The organism is Mesorhizobium sp. M1252, from assembly GCF_040318265.1.
Classification (GTDB): Bacteria; Pseudomonadota; Alphaproteobacteria; order Rhizobiales; family Rhizobiaceae; genus Mesorhizobium.
Genome location: NZ_JAMYLX010000019.1, coordinates 38,400 through 56,439 on the forward strand (window position 1 = coordinate 38,400; position 18,040 = coordinate 56,439).

9 protein-coding genes are annotated in these 18,040 nt (G+C 57.8%); 1 reads left to right on the top strand and 8 read right to left on the bottom strand.

Translation table 11 applies throughout. The features are described 5' to 3' along the window. Window positions 1-440 precede the first annotated feature (440 nt). From NKH22_RS27275 to NKH22_RS27285, 3 genes are all read right to left on the bottom strand, one after another. Window positions 441-3,911 (bottom strand): ATP-binding protein, encoded by a 3,471-nt coding sequence (locus tag NKH22_RS27275; RefSeq protein ID WP_352911774.1) that lies wholly within the window; start codon window positions 3,909-3,911, stop codon window positions 441-443. Continuing rightward, entirely contained in the window at window positions 3,908-5,167 is a 1,260-nt protein-coding gene (locus tag NKH22_RS27280; protein WP_352911775.1) for a metallophosphoesterase family protein, read from the bottom strand. The genes NKH22_RS27275 and NKH22_RS27280 overlap by 4 nt, the downstream gene beginning before the upstream one ends. A 71-nt stretch (window positions 5,168-5,238) precedes the next feature. Next, window positions 5,239-10,827: a DUF3320 domain-containing protein gene (locus NKH22_RS27285; protein WP_352911778.1), complete on the bottom strand. Its 5,589-nt coding sequence runs from the start codon at window positions 10,825-10,827 to the stop codon at window positions 5,239-5,241. Window positions 10,828-11,301: 474 nt separating this feature from the next. Between NKH22_RS27285 and NKH22_RS27290 the strand changes: the two genes are divergently transcribed. Further along, window positions 11,302-12,189 carry a thermonuclease family protein gene (locus NKH22_RS27290; protein ID WP_352911781.1) on the top strand — a complete coding sequence of 296 codons (888 nt, stop codon included), beginning with the start codon at window positions 11,302-11,304 and terminating at the stop codon, window positions 12,187-12,189. Between the two features lie 33 nt (window positions 12,190-12,222). Here the strand turns inward: NKH22_RS27290 and NKH22_RS27295 are convergent, their stop codons facing one another. From NKH22_RS27295 to NKH22_RS27315, 5 genes are read right to left on the bottom strand one after another with little or no spacing between them, the layout of a single operon-like run. Further along, window positions 12,223-13,377 carry a DUF4236 domain-containing protein gene (locus tag NKH22_RS27295; RefSeq protein ID WP_352911784.1) on the bottom strand — a complete coding sequence of 385 codons (1,155 nt, stop codon included), beginning with the start codon at window positions 13,375-13,377 and terminating at the stop codon, window positions 12,223-12,225. Between the two features lie 58 nt (window positions 13,378-13,435). After that, window positions 13,436-14,476: an OmpA family protein gene (locus NKH22_RS27300; protein WP_352862353.1), complete on the bottom strand. Its 1,041-nt coding sequence runs from the start codon at window positions 14,474-14,476 to the stop codon at window positions 13,436-13,438. After that, window positions 14,473-15,786 (bottom strand): hypothetical protein, encoded by a 1,314-nt coding sequence (locus NKH22_RS27305; protein WP_352447976.1) that lies wholly within the window; start codon window positions 15,784-15,786, stop codon window positions 14,473-14,475. Before NKH22_RS27305 ends, NKH22_RS27300 begins: the two co-directional genes overlap by 4 nt. Beyond that, window positions 15,786-16,604, bottom strand: a complete 819-nt coding sequence (locus NKH22_RS27310) for a hypothetical protein (RefSeq protein ID WP_023687338.1) — start codon at window positions 16,602-16,604, stop codon at window positions 15,786-15,788. The genes NKH22_RS27305 and NKH22_RS27310 overlap by 1 nt, the downstream gene beginning before the upstream one ends. Further along, entirely contained in the window at window positions 16,597-18,030 is a 1,434-nt protein-coding gene (locus tag NKH22_RS27315) for a hypothetical protein (RefSeq protein ID WP_352911809.1), read from the bottom strand. The genes NKH22_RS27310 and NKH22_RS27315 overlap by 8 nt, the downstream gene beginning before the upstream one ends. Between the last annotated feature and the right edge of the window lie 10 nt (window positions 18,031-18,040).

Genomic DNA, 18,040 nt, shown 5'->3' on the forward strand with positions numbered 1-18,040 from the left:
CAGCTTGCCTGGCCACTCCACCCTTTGACACGGTGCCTATCCCTCCGGGGCAGCACGAATGCATTTTCGGCGAGCGTCCTAGCGACCTGATCTTATCCTTGTAGTGCTGGGCGGGTTACGCCCCTTGAACTGAACCCATATTGTGGGCGCACCTGCCGATCCAATTCGCCCTTAATCGTCTCGAAGCGACGTAAACGTAACCGTCATTGGCTGCAACAAAGTTGCATTCTTCGGCGCAATACCCTGCTTACTCGAAATGCCCCGCCACCGAGAGGCGGGTCATCCGCGCTCCGCCCGGCGAAGTCGTTCATCCACGCAACATTGCAGAACAAAATAGGCATTTCTCAGCCTCTATGGGACGTCATGATGGATTCGATCGAAGGTTCCTATGTCAGCCGAGTTGGTTAGTTGATCCGTTTTGACGCGAATTCTAATCGAGCCTAATCCAGCTGGTGAATGGTAGATTGTGGCACAACAGCCTTGGCGATTTCACATAGGTGCTTGTGGTGCGTGAGATAGATGACCTGACCTGTGTTCGCCATCTCCCCAAACAATCTAAAAACTTCCTCCGAGCGAATATGGTCAAAGGTTTCCATGATGTCGTCGGCGATGAAGGGAACCGAGGGCCGGAATTGGGCGAACTCGTAATAACCGGCGAGCCTCAGTGCTAGGTAGAGCTGAAAGCGCGCGCCCTTCGAAAGCGCTTCAGCGAGCTTGGATTGCCCGTCGCGCTGCACCGCGATGAGAACCTCCTCGCCTTTGACGGGCTGGGTTGTAAGGCCTGAATACTGCCCACGGGTCATTAGCTTGAATGCGTCTGATGCACGCGCCATCATCCCCGAACGGTGGTTCTCACGGTAGATCCGCAAAGCATTTCCAGCCGACATGATACCAAGCTTCAGCTCAATGTAGCGAACGGCCTTCTCCTCGATTTCCAACAGGGTTGTGCGCCGTTCGGCATCCAGGCGGGCAACCGCGCTGTCACCGCCGATGGCGTCTAACTTGTCTGCCGCGCGGGTCTGTCGGATCAGCTGTTGCTGGATGATTTCATCGAACTGGCGAAGCCGCTGCTCGCCCTCAGCCTTCTCGACCGCGAGGCTGTCGAAATCGATCGCTTCCAGGATCGAGCGTGCCTGGTCGAATCCATCGACTGCGAGTTCCGCCACTACCCGTTCCTCAAGTTCGGCGACGGTAGTGCGCAAGCCGTCGCGCTCACGCAGCAGCTCGTCGCGTTCGACTACCTCGGACAGAGTGGCGACGCCAAAGACGCCCAGCACTTCATTCTTGCGGCGTTCGTGTGCCGAAATCTCGGTGTCGAGGATTTCGCGCGCCTCCTTGAGGCGCTTCAGCTCGTTGCCGAGGCTTGCCTTCGTTTCACGTGTCCGCTCGGCACGCTCCAGGCGCTCGGCAAGGCGGGTGGCCAACTGCTCCGGCTCGCCATCCTTCGTCGGCTCGTCGGCTTCGACCGCAACGGCGATGACCTCGACCAGAAAATTGGCCCTGTCGGCCTCCATCTTGTCAATACGCAGCTGCAGATCCTCCCGTTCCTGCAGGCTTCTTGACAGTTCGGCCAATTGATCGAGCACAGCGCCAACGCCTGACGCGGACAGACCGCTTTCGAGCCACGTTCCCTTGAGCGCTTCGGTAATGCCGGCCAGCCATTCCTCCTCGCGACGCTCCGCCACCCCTACCGCAACCCGTCGGGCAGCTAGATCCTCTTCTTTGGAACTCACCATTCTGAGCGCCTCGGCATACTCGGCGTCCACCTTGCGCTGCCGGTCCAGAAACAGCTCCGCGATGGCCATGATTGCTTCGAGGGTGTCGCCGGGCTCTGATACTATGCCGACGCTTTCCAGCGCCGCTCTCATTTCCAAGTGTATCTGCTCGCCGGCGTCAGCGGCTCGCTCGGCTTTCAAGCGAGCAAGTTCGATCTGCTCCCAGGAAGCGAGCGCATCGCTGCGCGCCTCGATCTGATCCTCGATCCTTTCGATCAGGCGCTCAGACGAAGGTTCCAGGGCTTCTCCGAGGAGCTCGCTGGCGGCCACACGGATTTCCAACAATTGGGTATCCGCATCCTTGACGAGCTGTTGGCTTTGGATGCCGTTTCGTGACAGGTTGGCCGTGGCCTCGGCCAGGGCACGCGTCATTGCCCGGATCTCGGCCAGATCCGCCGCGCCGGCCAGCCGGCCTGCGCTGGCAACGTCATCGCGCGTCAGTGCCACGGCGAAATCGTCAGCGGTGTCACCAGTCAACACTGCGCGGTGCGTTGCCCACGCATCATCGCGGAGACGGCGGATGGCGGCAGCCGCTTCATCGTCGACAACGTCGACCGAGGCTCGAAGGGCATCCAATCGTGCGGCGAGCATTGCATGGTTGCCCTCGTATTCGGCGAGGCGTTCGGCAAGTACCGCGGTGTTCCTTGCCAGTACTGACGCTACTGTCTTCCAGGCGGCAATCTGCCCGGCGCTCGGAACCGCAACGTTGGCGAGAGCGAGGGCATCTCCGTTCCATGGACGCAAGCGAGCCAGCGATGCCTTCCATCGGATTGTTCCCGCATCTCCCGCCTCGCGAGCCGTCTTGATCTCTGCCTTGTGTCCGCTTGCTCGCGCTTTCGACAAAGCCGAGCCCAGCCTTGCCCTGGCGGGTTCGGGCACCGCCCTTTCCTCGCCGACCCGCTGCCTTGCCACCTGCAGTGCATCGAGTGCTGCCGCCGCCTCGTCGCGGGCGGCGCGCGCGCCCGTAGCAATACCGGACCTCTGCTCGACCATAGCGCGAACGACGCCAACTGTGACGGCAGGCAGAAGCAGTGCGGCAGGATCCGGCTCGGAAGACCGGCCCAACGCGGCAAGGCAGCTTGCCACGGTGTTGTTGAGGATTTGCAGCCCCATCCTGCGAGTGGGCAAGTCAAAGCCAGCCGCGGTATGGCGCACCTTGCCCTCCGCCAGGCTGCGAATGCGTTCGGAAATCGACAGGATCCGTTCGTCCTCGTCGACCGCAGTGATTTTTGCCGACAGCCGCTCGACCTCATCGATGTTTGCGGACAGTCGCGTTCTGAGGCTGGCATCGTCATCGATCAGTTCGGTGACACTTCCCGTCCATGTCCGGGCTGGGGAGGTGATGTCCGGCAGCTGATCCAGCCGGGCAATCTTGCGGCGCATATCCGCCAGCATCGGCGCAGCACGTACGTAACGAGCAATGGTATCCAGCCTGGCCACCAGCACCGCCCGATCACTGATGGTTCGGCCGTACTGCTGCGATGCATCGAGACGTTCGGCCTCCAGCCCCTCATAGGTCGATGCAAGTGTGTCGATCGCATCCCTGCGCGACTTCACGTCAACAAGGCGCTTCTTCAGCAGCGCCAGTTCGGTGCCATGCGCCTGCTTCCGATACAGCGCGTCTGCTTCGGCCTCGAGGCCGTTCAACGTATCGCTTGCGTTCCCAAGACCGGCGCTGGCCGTGAAGAGGAGCTTGCCGAGGTCGCCCCGCGACTCCAGGATCGATTTTCCGCCGGCTTCCAGCGTCTCGTCATCGAGTGAAAACATAGTCGTGTAAGCGTCACGCGACAGTCCGGCGAGATGCGCCGTGATCGCCACCTCGCTCACCGATTGGCCCGTCGCGTTCAATAGCGAATTAGTACGCTGTTTCGTACGCGTGAACGTGTGCTCGGAGCCGGCCAGTTCCAGCACCCCACCGATGCGCATGGCGCTGTACTCATGCAGGAAGTTGTAGCGGCTCCGTTCCTCGATGCCGAACAGCAAATCTAGATAGGCGGAAAGCGCTGTCGATTTGCCGGCCTCATTCAGGCCAAACACGATATGCAGATCAGGTCCGGATTCCGGTTTGGGTCCGAAGTCGATCGTACCATCGGTGAACTTTCCATAGCGAATGAGGTCAAGGCGCTGCAGCCTCATGACGATCCACCGGACTTAAGGCGGGAAGTCACCAAGTCTGCGCCCTTGGAAAGCACCTGATCGAGGAACCGTTCCAGCCCGGCTTCGTCCTTCCCAGCAAAATCCCGTCCGTCGGCCGGAAGGTCGGCGACCATCCTTTGGACGAACGCCCTCGCCTCGGCGCGGAAGGCCTCCGAGGTGGCATCGGCGCGCATGGATTGCTCGAGTTCGAAAATCGGATCAGCAGTATCCTCGGCCGTCTCCGCCCGAGGTGGCGCGAGGTCAAGCTCGAGCTTCTCCACCCACGTATGGCCCAGTTGTTCCGCAGCCTGTTCGGCTTCGGCAAGAAGGAGGTCCTTGTCGCGGATCAGCGCCCACATCAGTGGTGATGTTCCTGTTAGGCCAACGCGGGCCACAGCATGACGCGAGCGGACGGTGGCCCGCATCTCTTCGAGTGCGTAGCGAACACGCGCGACGGCTTCCGGCCACTCAACTGCTCCGGTAAGGTCGACGCTGACCCGCTCGAACTGCGCAACGCTGGTCAGCCTTTCCTCGACCTCCACCGAACGGTCGTCGCGCACCGTTACTAGGGAAACTGATTTCTCACTGGCCTCGTTAATGTCCCTCCCCTGCGGTATTCCCGGCATCACCACCGTGCTTGCGCCGGAATGGACTTGGCGAAGATGAATGTGGCCAAGCCCCCAATAGTCGAAACCGTGGGCGTGCAGGTCAGCGATGCTGCAGGGCGCGTAAACGTCGTGACCGGGCGATCCGGCCAGACTGGTATGCATGATGCCAATATTGACGGCTCCTTCGCGAGCAGCCGGATATTTGGGCAGCAGGCTGTCCGGCGCCTTAGGGTTCGCAAAGCTCAAACCATGGAAAACGACGTCCACACCGCCGGCTGTCTGCAATACCGACTGAGCACGACCGCCAAAAATGGTCACGGTGTCAGGAAACACCAGCTGTTTGGAAATCCGCGACAGGGCGTCATGATTGCCGCGGATCTTGAAAACCCTGATGCCGGCCTGGTGCAGGCGTGTCATCTGCGCTGCCAGGAACCGCGCCGTCTTCATCGAGGTTTGATCACCATCGTATAAGTCGCCGGCTATTACCAACGCATCCACGCGTTCCTCTAGGCAGAGATCCACTATCGAAACGAATGCCTGGCGGCTGGCGTCGCCCACGAGCCCGGCAAGATCGGGATTACGCATCGCGAGCGAACGCAGCGGCGAGTCGAGATGAATATCGGCCGTGTGTACGAATCGAAATGCCATTCGGCCTCCGCCAGCAAAAGAGGTGTTCCGAGCTTCAACAGAGATTGCAACGAGGGCTCTACAATGCCCGGTCACACTTCAGCTAATGCCTCGCTCGCGGACTCGCCGGCCACCAACAAACCGTCTTGGGGCCGCAGCAAGCCCTTGGCAATCAAATCGGCGACCCCAGCTGAAATCAACTGCCGCAATTGTGCACTTGTGGCTTTGAAGCCCAGCATTCTCGCAACGGTTATTGCGATTTCTTCCTCCGTCGCACCGAGGTTGGATTTCACGACTTCCATGGCGCCTTGGGCGACTTCGTCCTGCGCAATCATTTCGGGCTTGCGCAATCCAGCGGACACGACGCCGCTGCGATCCCTGAGACGAACAGGAGCACCTGGCTTGAAGCAGAAGCTGCCTCGACGGGCTACTGCACCACCTCTCTGCGCTATGCCTACCCCTCGCTCGATTGCATCCTGAATCCTGCCACCGGCCCGCTGCAGACCCCACGCGCCCCGAATACGCGAAACTATTTCGTCGACATGGATTGGTGTTTCTATAGCCACCACCTGCTCGACCAGTCCGGCCATGATTCCGCTGGGCGTCTCGTGGAGTTCGAACGATCCCGGTCGGTTTAGTTCGGCCTCTTCGTAGGCTCGATTGGGTATCTCGGATCCCTTTGTGCTTTCGAGACCGATTTCCGTCACGTTGCCTCTGTCGACCGTAACAACCTGCACGGCTACAGCACGATTTCTCTGGACCCCCAATTCGGCCCGCTCATCGAGCTCTTTTCTCGCAGCCTCAATCGCTAATATGGTTCGCTCCAGCTGCTCGCGTGGCCTCTGAAACCAGTCAGCGTTCCAGATGCGATGGATTATCCAACCATGGTCTTCCAGAACAGACTGCCGTAGCCGGTCTCGATCTCGGGCCGAGCGCGATGAATGATATTCTGCGCCATCACATTCGATGCCAAGAATATAGCGGCCTGGCCTCTCCGGATCAGCAACCGCGAGATCGATGAAGAAGCCTGCAATGCCAACCTGAGCATGAACCTGGTAACCCTTTCCGATCAGCGCGTTGGCTACCTGCTCTTCAAAGATTGAATCCATTTCGCGAACCGTGGCCTGGGCAAGCGAAATTCGCCCTGTTCTCGCGTAGTGCAAGAAGAGCTTGAAGGCGAAGATGCCTTTCCCTTTGCCACGCTCCAGGTCGATGTCCTCGTCTGTGATGGACGCGAATACTTCGCAGCTGCGCTTGGCACGGCTTATGAGGACGTTGAGCCGACGCTCGCCGCCTTCCGCACCAAGAGGGCCGAAACGCATGGCCATGTACCCCTGCGCATTCTTGGCATACCCCACTGAGATCATGATCACGTCGCGCTCATCGCCTTGAACATTTTCAAGGTTCTTGACGAAGAATGGCTCGCTGGGGTGCGCGTGAAAGAACTCCTCCGTATCGGGATTTAGTCGCCGCAGCCCTTCGAGTTCATCCTGGATCGCGCGGCGTTGGCTAACCGAAAATGTTGCAACGCCTAGAGTCTCTCGCGGGTTCACCTTCGCATGACGGATGATCGCTTCGGCTACTGCTCTCGCCTCTACCGGATTGGTTCCTGTGCCACCGGAATCGAAGACCCCCTCTGGCACATGATTAAACCGCAACCCCATGCCTGCCTCTTGGGTATAGGGGCTTGGCACGATGAAAAGCCGGTTCTCGTAGAACTGGCTGTTCGATACGGCGATCAGAGATTGGTGACGGCTACGGTAGTGCCAGCGGAGCATACGCTGCGGCAAGCCGCGGGCCGTGAACAGGCCGAGGATGCTTTCTATGTCGGCGACCTGCGCGCCCTCACCCTCGTCATCTTCAGACTGCGAGCCTGTCACCTTCGCGAAGAATGTCGTGGGTGGCAGTTGGCGTTCGTCGCCAACAACGACCACCTGATTGGCCCTGGCGATCGAGCCAAGCGCGTCCACAGGCTGTATCTGAGACGCCTCGTCCATCACAAGAAGATCGAAGGACATCCTGCCGGGCGACAGGAATTGGGCCACCGAAAGCGGGCTCATCATGAACACTGGCTTGAGTGCCTGGATGGCAGGCCCTGCCTTCTGCATCAACTGCCGGATAGGCATGTGGCCCCGTCTGCGCGCCATCTCAGAACGAAGCAGTCCGACTGGTCCAGCTCCGCCGTCTCTTGAAGGAATTTTTCGGTGATGAGCCGTCACAACTTCGATGGCACCGGACTTGATCCTCTGTCGGTCCAGATCGGCGAAGTCACGTACAGCCCTGGAATGCAGTTCCCCGTCGAACCTTGCCAGCTCCGGCTCATCGGTCGCCATCGCTAGAAACATGCGTTCGTAGTAGGCCATATCGAAGACTGATCGCGCCGATCCTGTTGTAATCTGGCCGTCGGCCAGGCCGTCTATCAACTGTCCCAGTCCAGCCTTTCGGGCTGTTTCGGATCGCTCTCCATAGGCAACCCATTTCGAGAGCTGTTCCTGATGATCGAGCCACCCCTCCAGTCGAGAAACAACCTCGACTATCGCGACGTCTGGAAAATCGTCTACTCCAAACAAGGAGGGAGCATCGGCTTTCAAATCCCCTGCAAGCGCCTTCAATTCCCGCGCTGCCGCTTGGGCCGCTTCACGCGCTGAACGCGCCAAGTTTGCGATCTCTTTTCTTTCAGGCAACCGCGCAGCCAAATGCCGGATTGAGCCATTTTCTCTCAGCCAAAGTTCGGCTTGCGCGAGCGCGGCCCAATCGGATCCTCGACCGAGCCACGACGAGCCGAATGCGAACTTGCCAAGGCTTTCCCCGTCCTCGATCTCTTGATCAAGCGCTTGTAGTCTGCCTAGTCGGCGCAGTATCTCCACCCGCTCACTGATCAGATCTGGAACGTCAGTCAGCACCTGTCGTGACGCGTCATCGGCTTGAGCTACAGTGCTTGCCTTCGCTTCCATCAGTTGCAGCGAGGCCCGCTCGGCGGAAGCCACGTCACCTTGCATGGATGACGCAAGGTGGCCTAAATCGTTCCAAAACCCCTCGATAATCGGCTGACCGATGTCGATCACCTTACGAACTCGCACCGCACGCGCGCCCGCTTCAGAGCGCTCCGCCATCCGCCCGGCTATAATTCGCGGTTCCGAGCCAAGTCCCCTCAGCGTGCGCATCCACTCCACTAAGGCCTGGAGTGGTGCCGAAGACGATCTCTCACCGCGCCAATCGGCTCCGAAGGCGGAACGGCCAAAGGCGTCGCCTTCGCGCACTTTTGCTGCGGCCGCTTGGCCCTTCATTAAAATGTCGAGGAGACCCACTATCTCCGCCGCAGGCGCGCTAGGGGCCACCAAAATAGCCCGCACAAGTGCAGTGGCACGACGGTAGTCGCCATTCAATGCTTTCAATATTCCCGTGTGCTCGGCGAGCGCTTGCCGCGCCGCGGCTACGTTGGTACTCCACGCGGCATCAACAACTTTGCCCTGAAGCTCGGCTCTAGCAGTCTCTAGCGTTGCTACGCTGTCGGCAAGGTCACCAGCCTGTTCCAGCCCGGAGTCCCAAACTGTGGCTGCGAATGCCTCAGGGCTCGCATCGGGGGCTGCCGCAACTCTCTCGCCGGTCATCACTAACCTGAGGAGTCCTGCAAGCGTGTCCGGTAAAACCGTAGACCCCAGTTCTTGATTTAGCCGCTCAGCTTCTTCTCTTAAGCGTGGGAGCAACACGGTTAGCTGGCGCGCACGAACGAAACCATCTTTCGGAAAGTCTGAAGGAAGCTTAGCAAGCTCTGTCTCGAGACCTTCAATTGGCGTGTCGATAGCCGTCGCCACCAACTGCTCCGACAGTTCCTCGGATTTGCGGTTGAAATCTGTTCCTGTCCAGAGAAGCGATGCAATGTCCTTTGGACGCTCATCCCAAACCGGCGAGACTAGCGCCTCGGCAGGAAGTCCAGGTGCGGACGCGAGAAGCTCAGCGCGATCTTCTACCTCGCCGCTGTCGCTGAGGATTTGCGGAGGCTTCGCCTCGATCCGCTCAGCAATATCGGCCAGTTTGGCGTGCAGAGCCTTTGCTTGATCCAGCGACGACGCAATGCGTGGGACGAGCCTCTCAATGGTCGTTGGTAGAACGACATCCAGGCCAACTCCCCGCCATGGGTGGTGGATCGGCAAGCCGATCTCGTTGATCCGCTGAGACACGTCATCGAGAAGTTTGCGACGTTGCGAGACACCGTCATTCGTCCAAGCGGTGGCATCCTCAAGTTCAATATCAACTGGCTTTTGCCCGTTCTGCCTTAGTCGGGTTAGCTGGCCAAGAACCTGGTATGGAGTGAGTTCGGACGTTCCAAATGGAACATGCATCCTTGTAGCATGTGCATTGAGTTTATCCCTAGCCTCCAGCAGGCGTTCAGTAAGGGAAGAAGCAAGCTGTCCGCGAGGCGATCCGAGTTGCCAGGTGCGCCGCAACTCATCCAGCATCATGCGCTTGTTTGCCTTGTTGCTATGGAGCTCAAGGCAGGCGTCCCCCACCCCCGCAGTGTCAAGCCGTCGCTTCACGACCTCAAGTGCGGCCATTTTTTCCGCAACGAACAGCACGGTCTTTCCATCGGCAACGGCCGACCCGATAATGTTTGCGATCGTCTGCGATTTTCCTGTCCCGGGAGGACCTTGGATAACGAGGTCGCGACCCTTTCTTGCATCATGGATCGCCAGCGTCTGAGAACTGTCACTGTCGACGATATGCAACATTTCGGCAGGCGCGATATGCGGATCAATCGCAATGTCGTCCGACATCAGCGGTTCGCGTGTTTCGAAACCATCTGAAAGAAGCGAGCGGATCTTCGGTTGTTCGATAATCTTTGCGCCATCCGGCCAGAGATCCGGATCCAGGTCACGGTACATCAAGAACTTAGCGAACGAGAAGAAGCCGAGCACCATATCATCGGCAAGCACCTGCCAACCCTCTTTGGTCGACACTGCTTCGGCAACGGCATCGAGATAGGCCGAGACGTCGAAGTCGTCTCCTACTTCAAAACGCGGCAGGGCGAGCTTGTGAATGCGGTCGAGATAGAGTTCCAAGGAGAGGTTTGCGGTAAGATCTTCCGTACGAGCTCGCAGCCGAAACTTTTCTCCAGCGGCCCCTCGCTCCAGCCGTACCGGGACCAAAATGAGAGGAGCCTGACGGATGTTTTCTTTGTTGCTCGGGTCAATCCACTTCAGCATGCCAAGGGCCAGAAAAAGGATATTGACGCCCTGCTCTTCCTCAAGTGTGCGGGCATCGTGGTAGAGATCAAGGAGCCGGCGCTGCAGCCCCGTTGGGGTCATCCTCGTCTGAAGCTTGGTGTCAGAATGTCGCGCAGATACCCCTCTATCGTCGAATCCTTCGTCCTCAGGCTGAGCAAGAGCAACGGGGGAATAGTCGATTTCCTCGTCTGGAGGGCTGCTTTCAACCTGGCCTGCCTTCGGCCGATCCGGCTTGCCGGCCAGGAAGGTAAAAGCCTTTCCTTCGCTCACCAGCAATCGATAGATCTCAGACGACCTCTCGTCGACAATATCGATCGTCTTCGCGCTCTTTGAAAACCGTGGCACATTCAAAAGTCGGTTGCGAGCAGAAAGGTCGAGCAATTCCATCCTGGCTCGCTCGAGCTTTTCCTTTAAAGGCAGATCGCTTTGGAAGACCGATTTTTCAACTTCCGACACTCACACCCCCCTGATAGGCTGGACACATAGAGCCTAGACAAGGGCTGTCCGCAACATAAAATGCTGGTTTTTCAACCTCGAATGGCAACCACCAACACTTCAATCGTTTAGTATTGTGAGCACTGCGGCTTGGTGGAAAAATTGCGGATGTTTGTTTAATGTTCCGGACACTTCGCATCCCCACCTTGATCTCGAGGTTCCTTTTCGGACAAAATGCCATCATACGTGTGGACGAGGTGTTGGCAGCTCTAATCCGCCTCGCCGGCCACGACCAACTGGCGCACAAGCCGACTTCTTTTTGAATCTGCCTCCTAATTTCATTCCAAGAAAACTTGTAGGCTCCAGCGCGGAAAGATGCTCGTGTTTACGGAAAAGGTAACTACAAAGTCGTGACTTCGGGCTGATCTGCGAAGGCACCATGGTGTTCAAAGCGCCGAACTACAAGGCAAACCAGCGCCAGCGAAAAAGGCGCCTATGAATGGTGCAGAGGCACGTTACAAATCATGCAGTTTGCGTTTCGCAAAGGATCGGAAATTGAATAACAATCGCTATTCTCATCGTCGCCGCGCGCGACCAATGCGCGGCGCGGAACCAATCGTCCGCAGACGTTTCTCTCCAGATGTGCGCTTGCCTCTGATCGTGGTGATCGTGGTGGCCTTGGCTGCTTACGCGACCCACTATTTTACAGGCTCGGGTGACCAGTTACGTGGTCTCGATATAGCAAACTCGGCCGGGTCGAGACGGGGGCCGATTGTAGGCATAGCATCGGTGATTGATGGAGACACGATAGAGATCCACGGGCAGCGCGTCCGCTTCAACGGCATCGATGCACCCGAAAGCCGCCAATACTGCAATGACGCTAGCGCACATCAATACCCCTGCGGGCGCCGGGCGGCCGAAGCATTGGCGAATTTCCTTGCGGCTTCGCAGCCTGTCCAATGCACATTTGTTTCATGGGATCGGTACCGTCGCTTCGTCGGCGATTGTCGGCGCGCGGACGGTGTCAGCGTCGCGTCCTGGATGGTCGAACATGGCCAAGCCTTGGACTGGCCCCGCTATAGCCACGGCGCCTATGCGCAACAGCAAACTAATGCTGAAACCGCAAAGGTTGGAATCTGGATTGGGACGTTTGACAACCCTTGGGATTGGCGCGAACAACATGCCGAATCTGCGAGCCCAACCAAAAGCCCCTTTGGGCTTGTCAGCCGTCGCCAAGTAGCACAGAGCTACTCATGCCAACCTCGCCGCTTGTGCACGCAGATTTCTTCTTGCGAAGAAGCACGTTGGTATCTCGCCAACTGCTCATGGGGGAGCAAGTTGGATCGAGATAGCGACGGGATTCCGTGCGAACGCGTTTGCTGACCTGGGCTCACGCTTTGAGCCCATCCCCAACCATCACTCCCTAGTGTGCGGATTTCGCGTTATGAATTGGCGGTCGGAGCTTCGATGCAATTGCGCGAGTGCCGATAGAGCCTGGCAAAAGGGCTGGCTGACGTTTGTCTTGGAAAATTCCACCAGCTCGTTAAGTCCGGACGGGCTAGAAAACCGCAACGCTTCGTAGCGGCATACAGGGATCTGCCGATTGTCTTTGAAGCGCTTGTCAGGCCCGCCGTTTTTGTTTGGGTAAGCCCAGGTGTAGCTCACGATCTCCGCATCAGATGGAACTTTGCCGGTCTCGATAAAATTACTCGGGGCGAATTGGGTCTGCAGATCGGCATATCCGACTGCGCCGTATCGGTTTCCGTCCTTCACCAGCACGAGGTCAGGCATGAAGAAGAGCACCTGCCGACCCACATGGATTGAAGGCGGAGTAACGTTGCTGCGTACAACCTTCGGCAAGGAGCTTGTAAGTGTCGTAGGCTTTTTGTCGACCAGCATGCTGGCCCCGGCATTTCGCTTCCAAGCAGTCAGATCCTCTATCTTGCCGTCGGCAGCGACATGCCATCTCCCTGCGCAGCCGGTGAGAGTTTCGAACGCGCCGACAAGTCGCCCGTAGGCGGCCTCCGCGTCTTTTTCCAGATCGTAATAGAGCACGCTCACCCGGCGGTAACTGTCAAACCATTTGCCAATGAGCATACCCGGCACAAAGGCACCTATGCCCAGCACCAGTGCGGCTCCTCCGAGCTTGGTCCCCACAAGGAAACCTGCAATCCCGAACAAAACCGCGAGTGCTACGGACAGCCGCGTCTGCGATTGCGTGGCATTGATTTCATCGAGCACATTGGCGAATGTCTCGTCACGCATTTCCACCACATCGCGGGACTCGATTTCTCTCATCACGACGCCGTCAGAGACGTATTCCGGGGGCGAGAATTGTGGACGGGGTTGCGGCGCAGATGGGGTTTGAGAGAGCTGAACTACCTTCTTCGCGCTGGCCTTGCCTAAAGTGCCACGATAGTAGAGCCCACCCACGCCGGCGTGGATGTAGTGACTTCTTGGCCCAGTGCCGATGCGGAGGCCCTTCACGCCAACGGAAGCGCCAACCCCACCGGCCGAAAAGTTAAAGCGGAATGGTCCCGCACTGATCGATTTTCGAACGTAAAACCCCATAGCCCACCCCCCCAACTCAACTGCCGTACCGGCTAAGGCGCCAGTCTCTCGTCCCCATTCATGGCTTGGCGCCACCAACCCGCGCCAATTTTGATCGCTGCCTCACCCTAATCTCGATTCGCCTTCGAGCCCGTACATCGCCCATCTGCGCTCCGTCGGTGAGATGATCGCCGGGCAGGATGAGCTGACCACCAGACATCGGCAAAATCGTAAACCCCTTTAATGCGGGCATGTCACTGAGCACACTTGTAACTGAGATCGCGCGGGCCAGCCCAAGACCGGCATTGTCGGCGGGATGGAGTGAGCCGATTTCCACTTTCCCTGACAGGACCGGTTGGAGCCCCTTGTCCATGTTGGAGGATTCGCCCGCCATTGCCTGTTCGTCCGTGTGTCCAATTACCTCAATGACGTCGACACCGTACGAGGTCGCAGTCCCGGCGATGGTCTTCGCAAGATCGCGCAACTTTGTTTTGAAGGCATTCGAAAGCTCTGCGCTTCCGGTATCGAAATTATAGCCATCCAGTTCGCTGAGACTGATGATCGGCGGCCAATCGTGAGGTTTTGCTGCTTGCGTCGGCTCTGCAGCCTCCTTGAGCACATCAGCCAGATCCTGCAGCCCTTTGTCGGTGCCGGCGTAACCAAATTCTCTCAAGACCTTCGCCGCATCTATCATGGCCTTGGTCTGATCAACGCTTATGTCGTTGTCCGCAAGGACTTTCGCGACAGGGGCATTTCGCACGACCTCCTCCAGAGAAATACCTGCTTCCTTGACCGACTTAACAGCATCCTTGGCCAGGACCAGCTCGCGCCATTGTTCGTCGGGAACGGTTCCTCCCCTCGTGGGCTGAAACACCGCTTTTATCTGAGCCACAAGCCGCTTGTTCTCGGCTTCGAGCCTCTGCACGTTTTCCTTGTTTGATTGAGTGGCTCGCAGTGCCTCATCGGTCTCTTTCTGCTTTTTCGTGATGATAGCACCGGCTGCTAGCAACAGGCAGAACACCAAAAGCAGCATCGTCTCGGCCATGGTCAGGCCCAGTATCAAACCGCGGCCATAACCCTTGCGCTCGAAGACGACCGAAGTCCCGCCAGCGTCACTCACCTGCCCCACCAACTGGTTCGCTTAGGCGGTTCCGTCCGTTCGGCGGGAGGCTCGCTTCCCAGAGTTTGGAAAGCGTCTGGTTGGGGCTGAGGCTCGACCCGAATTGGTGCGCTCTCGACGGTGTCATTTGCGGCCAGATCTGCCAGTGGCTGTTCAATCGCGATAGGAGCGTTGAGAGGGGGAACAGGCCTCGGCGCGTGAAGGGTTCTTCCTGCCAAGGTTGCGACAAGGTCTCCGGTGTCCTTGCTTTGCTTTTGCACCACTGCGGCAAGCGCCTGGGTCAAGCGTTGTTGCGCTTGGACGCTCTCCGCTGTTTGCTCTGCGGCTGCCACAGCCTTTTCCACACCTGCGGCCACTTTAGCCACAGCATCAACGATGCCCGCCATGCGGGCTTGCTGTTCCTGCGAAGCCGTCTCTGTTTTGACAGCATACTGAGCGACCGCGCTGCCAAGAAGTTTCACCATCGGCGCCAGATCGTTCTTAAGGACCTCATCAGGGACGACAACCTTCTCCAACTTGGTGGCTACGCTTTCGGCCTGTTCACCCAGTCTGCCAACTGAAGAGGACATTGAGCTGTTGGCTTTGTCGAGCAGATCGGCTGCCGCCTCGACGCGCTGTGCGATCGACGAGAACTGACTTTCGATCTGCCCAAAATTGTGGCTCAAAGCATTGCTGAGCTTTCCCGAGGCCTCTTGAACTGGTCTGATCGATTCCATCGCGATTTTATCCAGGGCCGATCTTATGTGCTCTCCGTTCCGCTCCGCTTGAACGGCGATTTCGGCAAAACCCTCCTCCAACATCTGATTGCTTACGCGGCGAAAGTCAGCGAATTCCCTGGTTACACTTTCCATCTCGGCTCTTACACGCCGCGTCATATCCGCGAGTTCGTGCCTGACCGTCCGTTCGATGTCGGCAGGATCGCGGCGCATCTGATTGTAAAAGATCCGCAAAGCAATGCCCGTGATCGTCGACGTCACCGCGATACCAAAGTTCCTCACGATTGTGTCGGTGGATCCTTCGGAACCAAACTGAAACAGCGATACGCCGAGACTCGTCAACGTAAACAGGAAACCCATGTAGTAGAGATTGTCGCCTGTTTGCTCATCGTGGAGCCGTAGCTTGCCGGTGAAGACGGACGCGGCAAGATAGATGAGCATCAGGCACACCGGTGCGCTCGCCGCCATTATAGGGTCTACGCCCGACAGCTTGGCTATTGCGATGAACACGCAGCCACCCAGGGTTAGCGTCGCAAAGACGAAAAGGGGCAGGCTCGGATGTCCTAAGAACGACTCCCCTCGCTTCTTGGCCATTAGTTTAACCCCTCCAACCCTACCAGCTTCTCAAAATCACCATGATGGCTTTGAACCCACCGGGTCCAGAACTCTGCATGTTCGAAAGAGCCAAATGGCTTCTTCGCCCTATCGACGTAGAGTATCGTAAACCCGACGCCATCGAGCGATGTCCCGTAAGTCCTGTCAGCCGCGCTATCAAGGTACTTCTGATAATCGAGACCCGAACGATATTGTGAGTACAGCGCCGTATGTTCGATCATATCTGACGCGACTATTATTCGCTTAGCGGTCTTCTCTTTCGCCAAACTGCTATCGAATAGCGACAGTTTGATTTTCTGAATTCCGGCCATGATCGGAGATTGGCTCGCGGATTCTCCATTGGGAATCTGGTCGGGAAGGTTCGTCAAAGGGTCCTCGAACGCATCTTCCCATTTCTTCTGCCGCCGAGACGGATTGTTCGTCCAGCTGTCGACCGTCGAGCCGTCGCCCGGATTGCATCCATCAAACATCACAGTCAGGTCGCCGGGCCTCGCGCCCAGCGTCAATATCTTGAGATAGCCGCCAGGCTCGACGCGCCCAATGGTCTTGCGGAATTCATTCTTCAGATCCGCCATGGTTATCGGCGAAATCGGGTCGGTGGCGTCGATCAAGACCGCTGTCAGGCTCACAGGTCCGTTCAGTGGGCAATTCGTGCTGATGTCGATTTGGTCCTTCCCGGATCTCGACCACATCCAAACAAAACCGGCCAGCATCACAGCCGACAGCACGGCCAATCCGGCTGCTGCGACAATTGTGCCGCCACTGCCTTTCTTTCTTCTGCGACCCCGCCTAGCCATTCACGCTATCCGGATGAAGCTTGTCGAGATCTCGGTACTGTTCGATCCCGCGCTCGCATTCCAGCCCGATGAGCCGCACCTGAGCGTTGAGTTCTTCCTGCGCGTCACGAATTGAGGCGCCCAGGTCCTTCTCGCTCCATTCATCGTCGGACGATATCAGGGGTTTTATGCGCTCAAGTTTGTAGGGTGTGGCAAAATGTTTTGGCGCTGGCTCTGTGCGGGCCTGGACATTGGCCTCCCTGTACTTTGAGAGAAGCTGGTTGCAGGCTCGCTCCAGCTGGTCTTGATGCTGCGCAAAGAGCGTCAGCAGCCTCGACCGATGGTCGATGATCGCTCGATGCTCCCTGCGTCTGCTCCCCAGCCGCTTGACGATGTCCTCCACCTTCTCGTTGTGCTCATCGCGCACCTCTTGCAGAGCCTCGATGAGCTCGCTCTTGCGCTCGATGTAGTCTTCCCGGCGAGCCACCAATCTGTTTTCGACACCCGCATAGCCCGGGTATGGGTCGAGAACGAACCAGCCGTCGATAAACGCAAAGATCGAAAACATGAGACCAATGCCGAACAGAAGCCAGGATTTCACGTCCATAAGGCCAGCCGGATTGGCGAGCACGCTGCGCACGACCTCGACGCCGGCTCCGTCCACAAAGGACCCGCTAACCTCGCGGTAATGCGCAAGCGCTAGGTTTATGGTCAATGCCAAGCCGATATAGGCCACTATCGACAGCGCGCCAATCAACTTCACAAAAAGCGATCTGTGAGTCACCAGGCGTGCACAGAATATTGCGAACAGCAGAGCGGCGCCGATGTTCAAAAACGAGAAAGCGGCGGCTTCGAGGAGCCCGCCAAAGAATCCCTGTTCATTTCCCTTTGCGAGGAAATTTCCGTTCATCGCCGTTTCAATGAGGAACAGGAAGATTAGCAGGGACACTCGGAAAACATGGGCCGCTCCGTGTTGAACCCTCACAGCCCGGACAAGCCCGTGCTTCTGTTTGAACCAGTCGTGTTCTTTCTCCGCATCGTTGAGCGATTTGCGCAATCCGTGAAGTTCGTCCAGGCCCACCGCGATCGAGGCCTTGAAATCGGAAACACTGGCGGCGTTCGCCTGACGGATCAGACCAAACTGCTCTTCAAAGTCGAGGCCAGCCAATCGGCCGGAGAGTAGCTGTAGGCTGTCTTCGAGTGTGTGATGTGCGGCCTTCTTTTCGTCCTCGACCCTCTCGATAACTGTGTGCTCTATATCGTCGAAATTCTTGGCCGTTTTCGGGGGCTGGTTAGCCTCGCCTCGCTGCGTTCCACGACCTTCAAGATCCATTTCGCGACCAATTTTCGCGACATCCAAGCTATTGAACAATTGGGTGCTGGCGCGGAAATCGTGATTTGCCTCTAGTAGAGACTCCCGCAGTTTATTTAGCTTTTCGAATTTTATTCCCACAGCA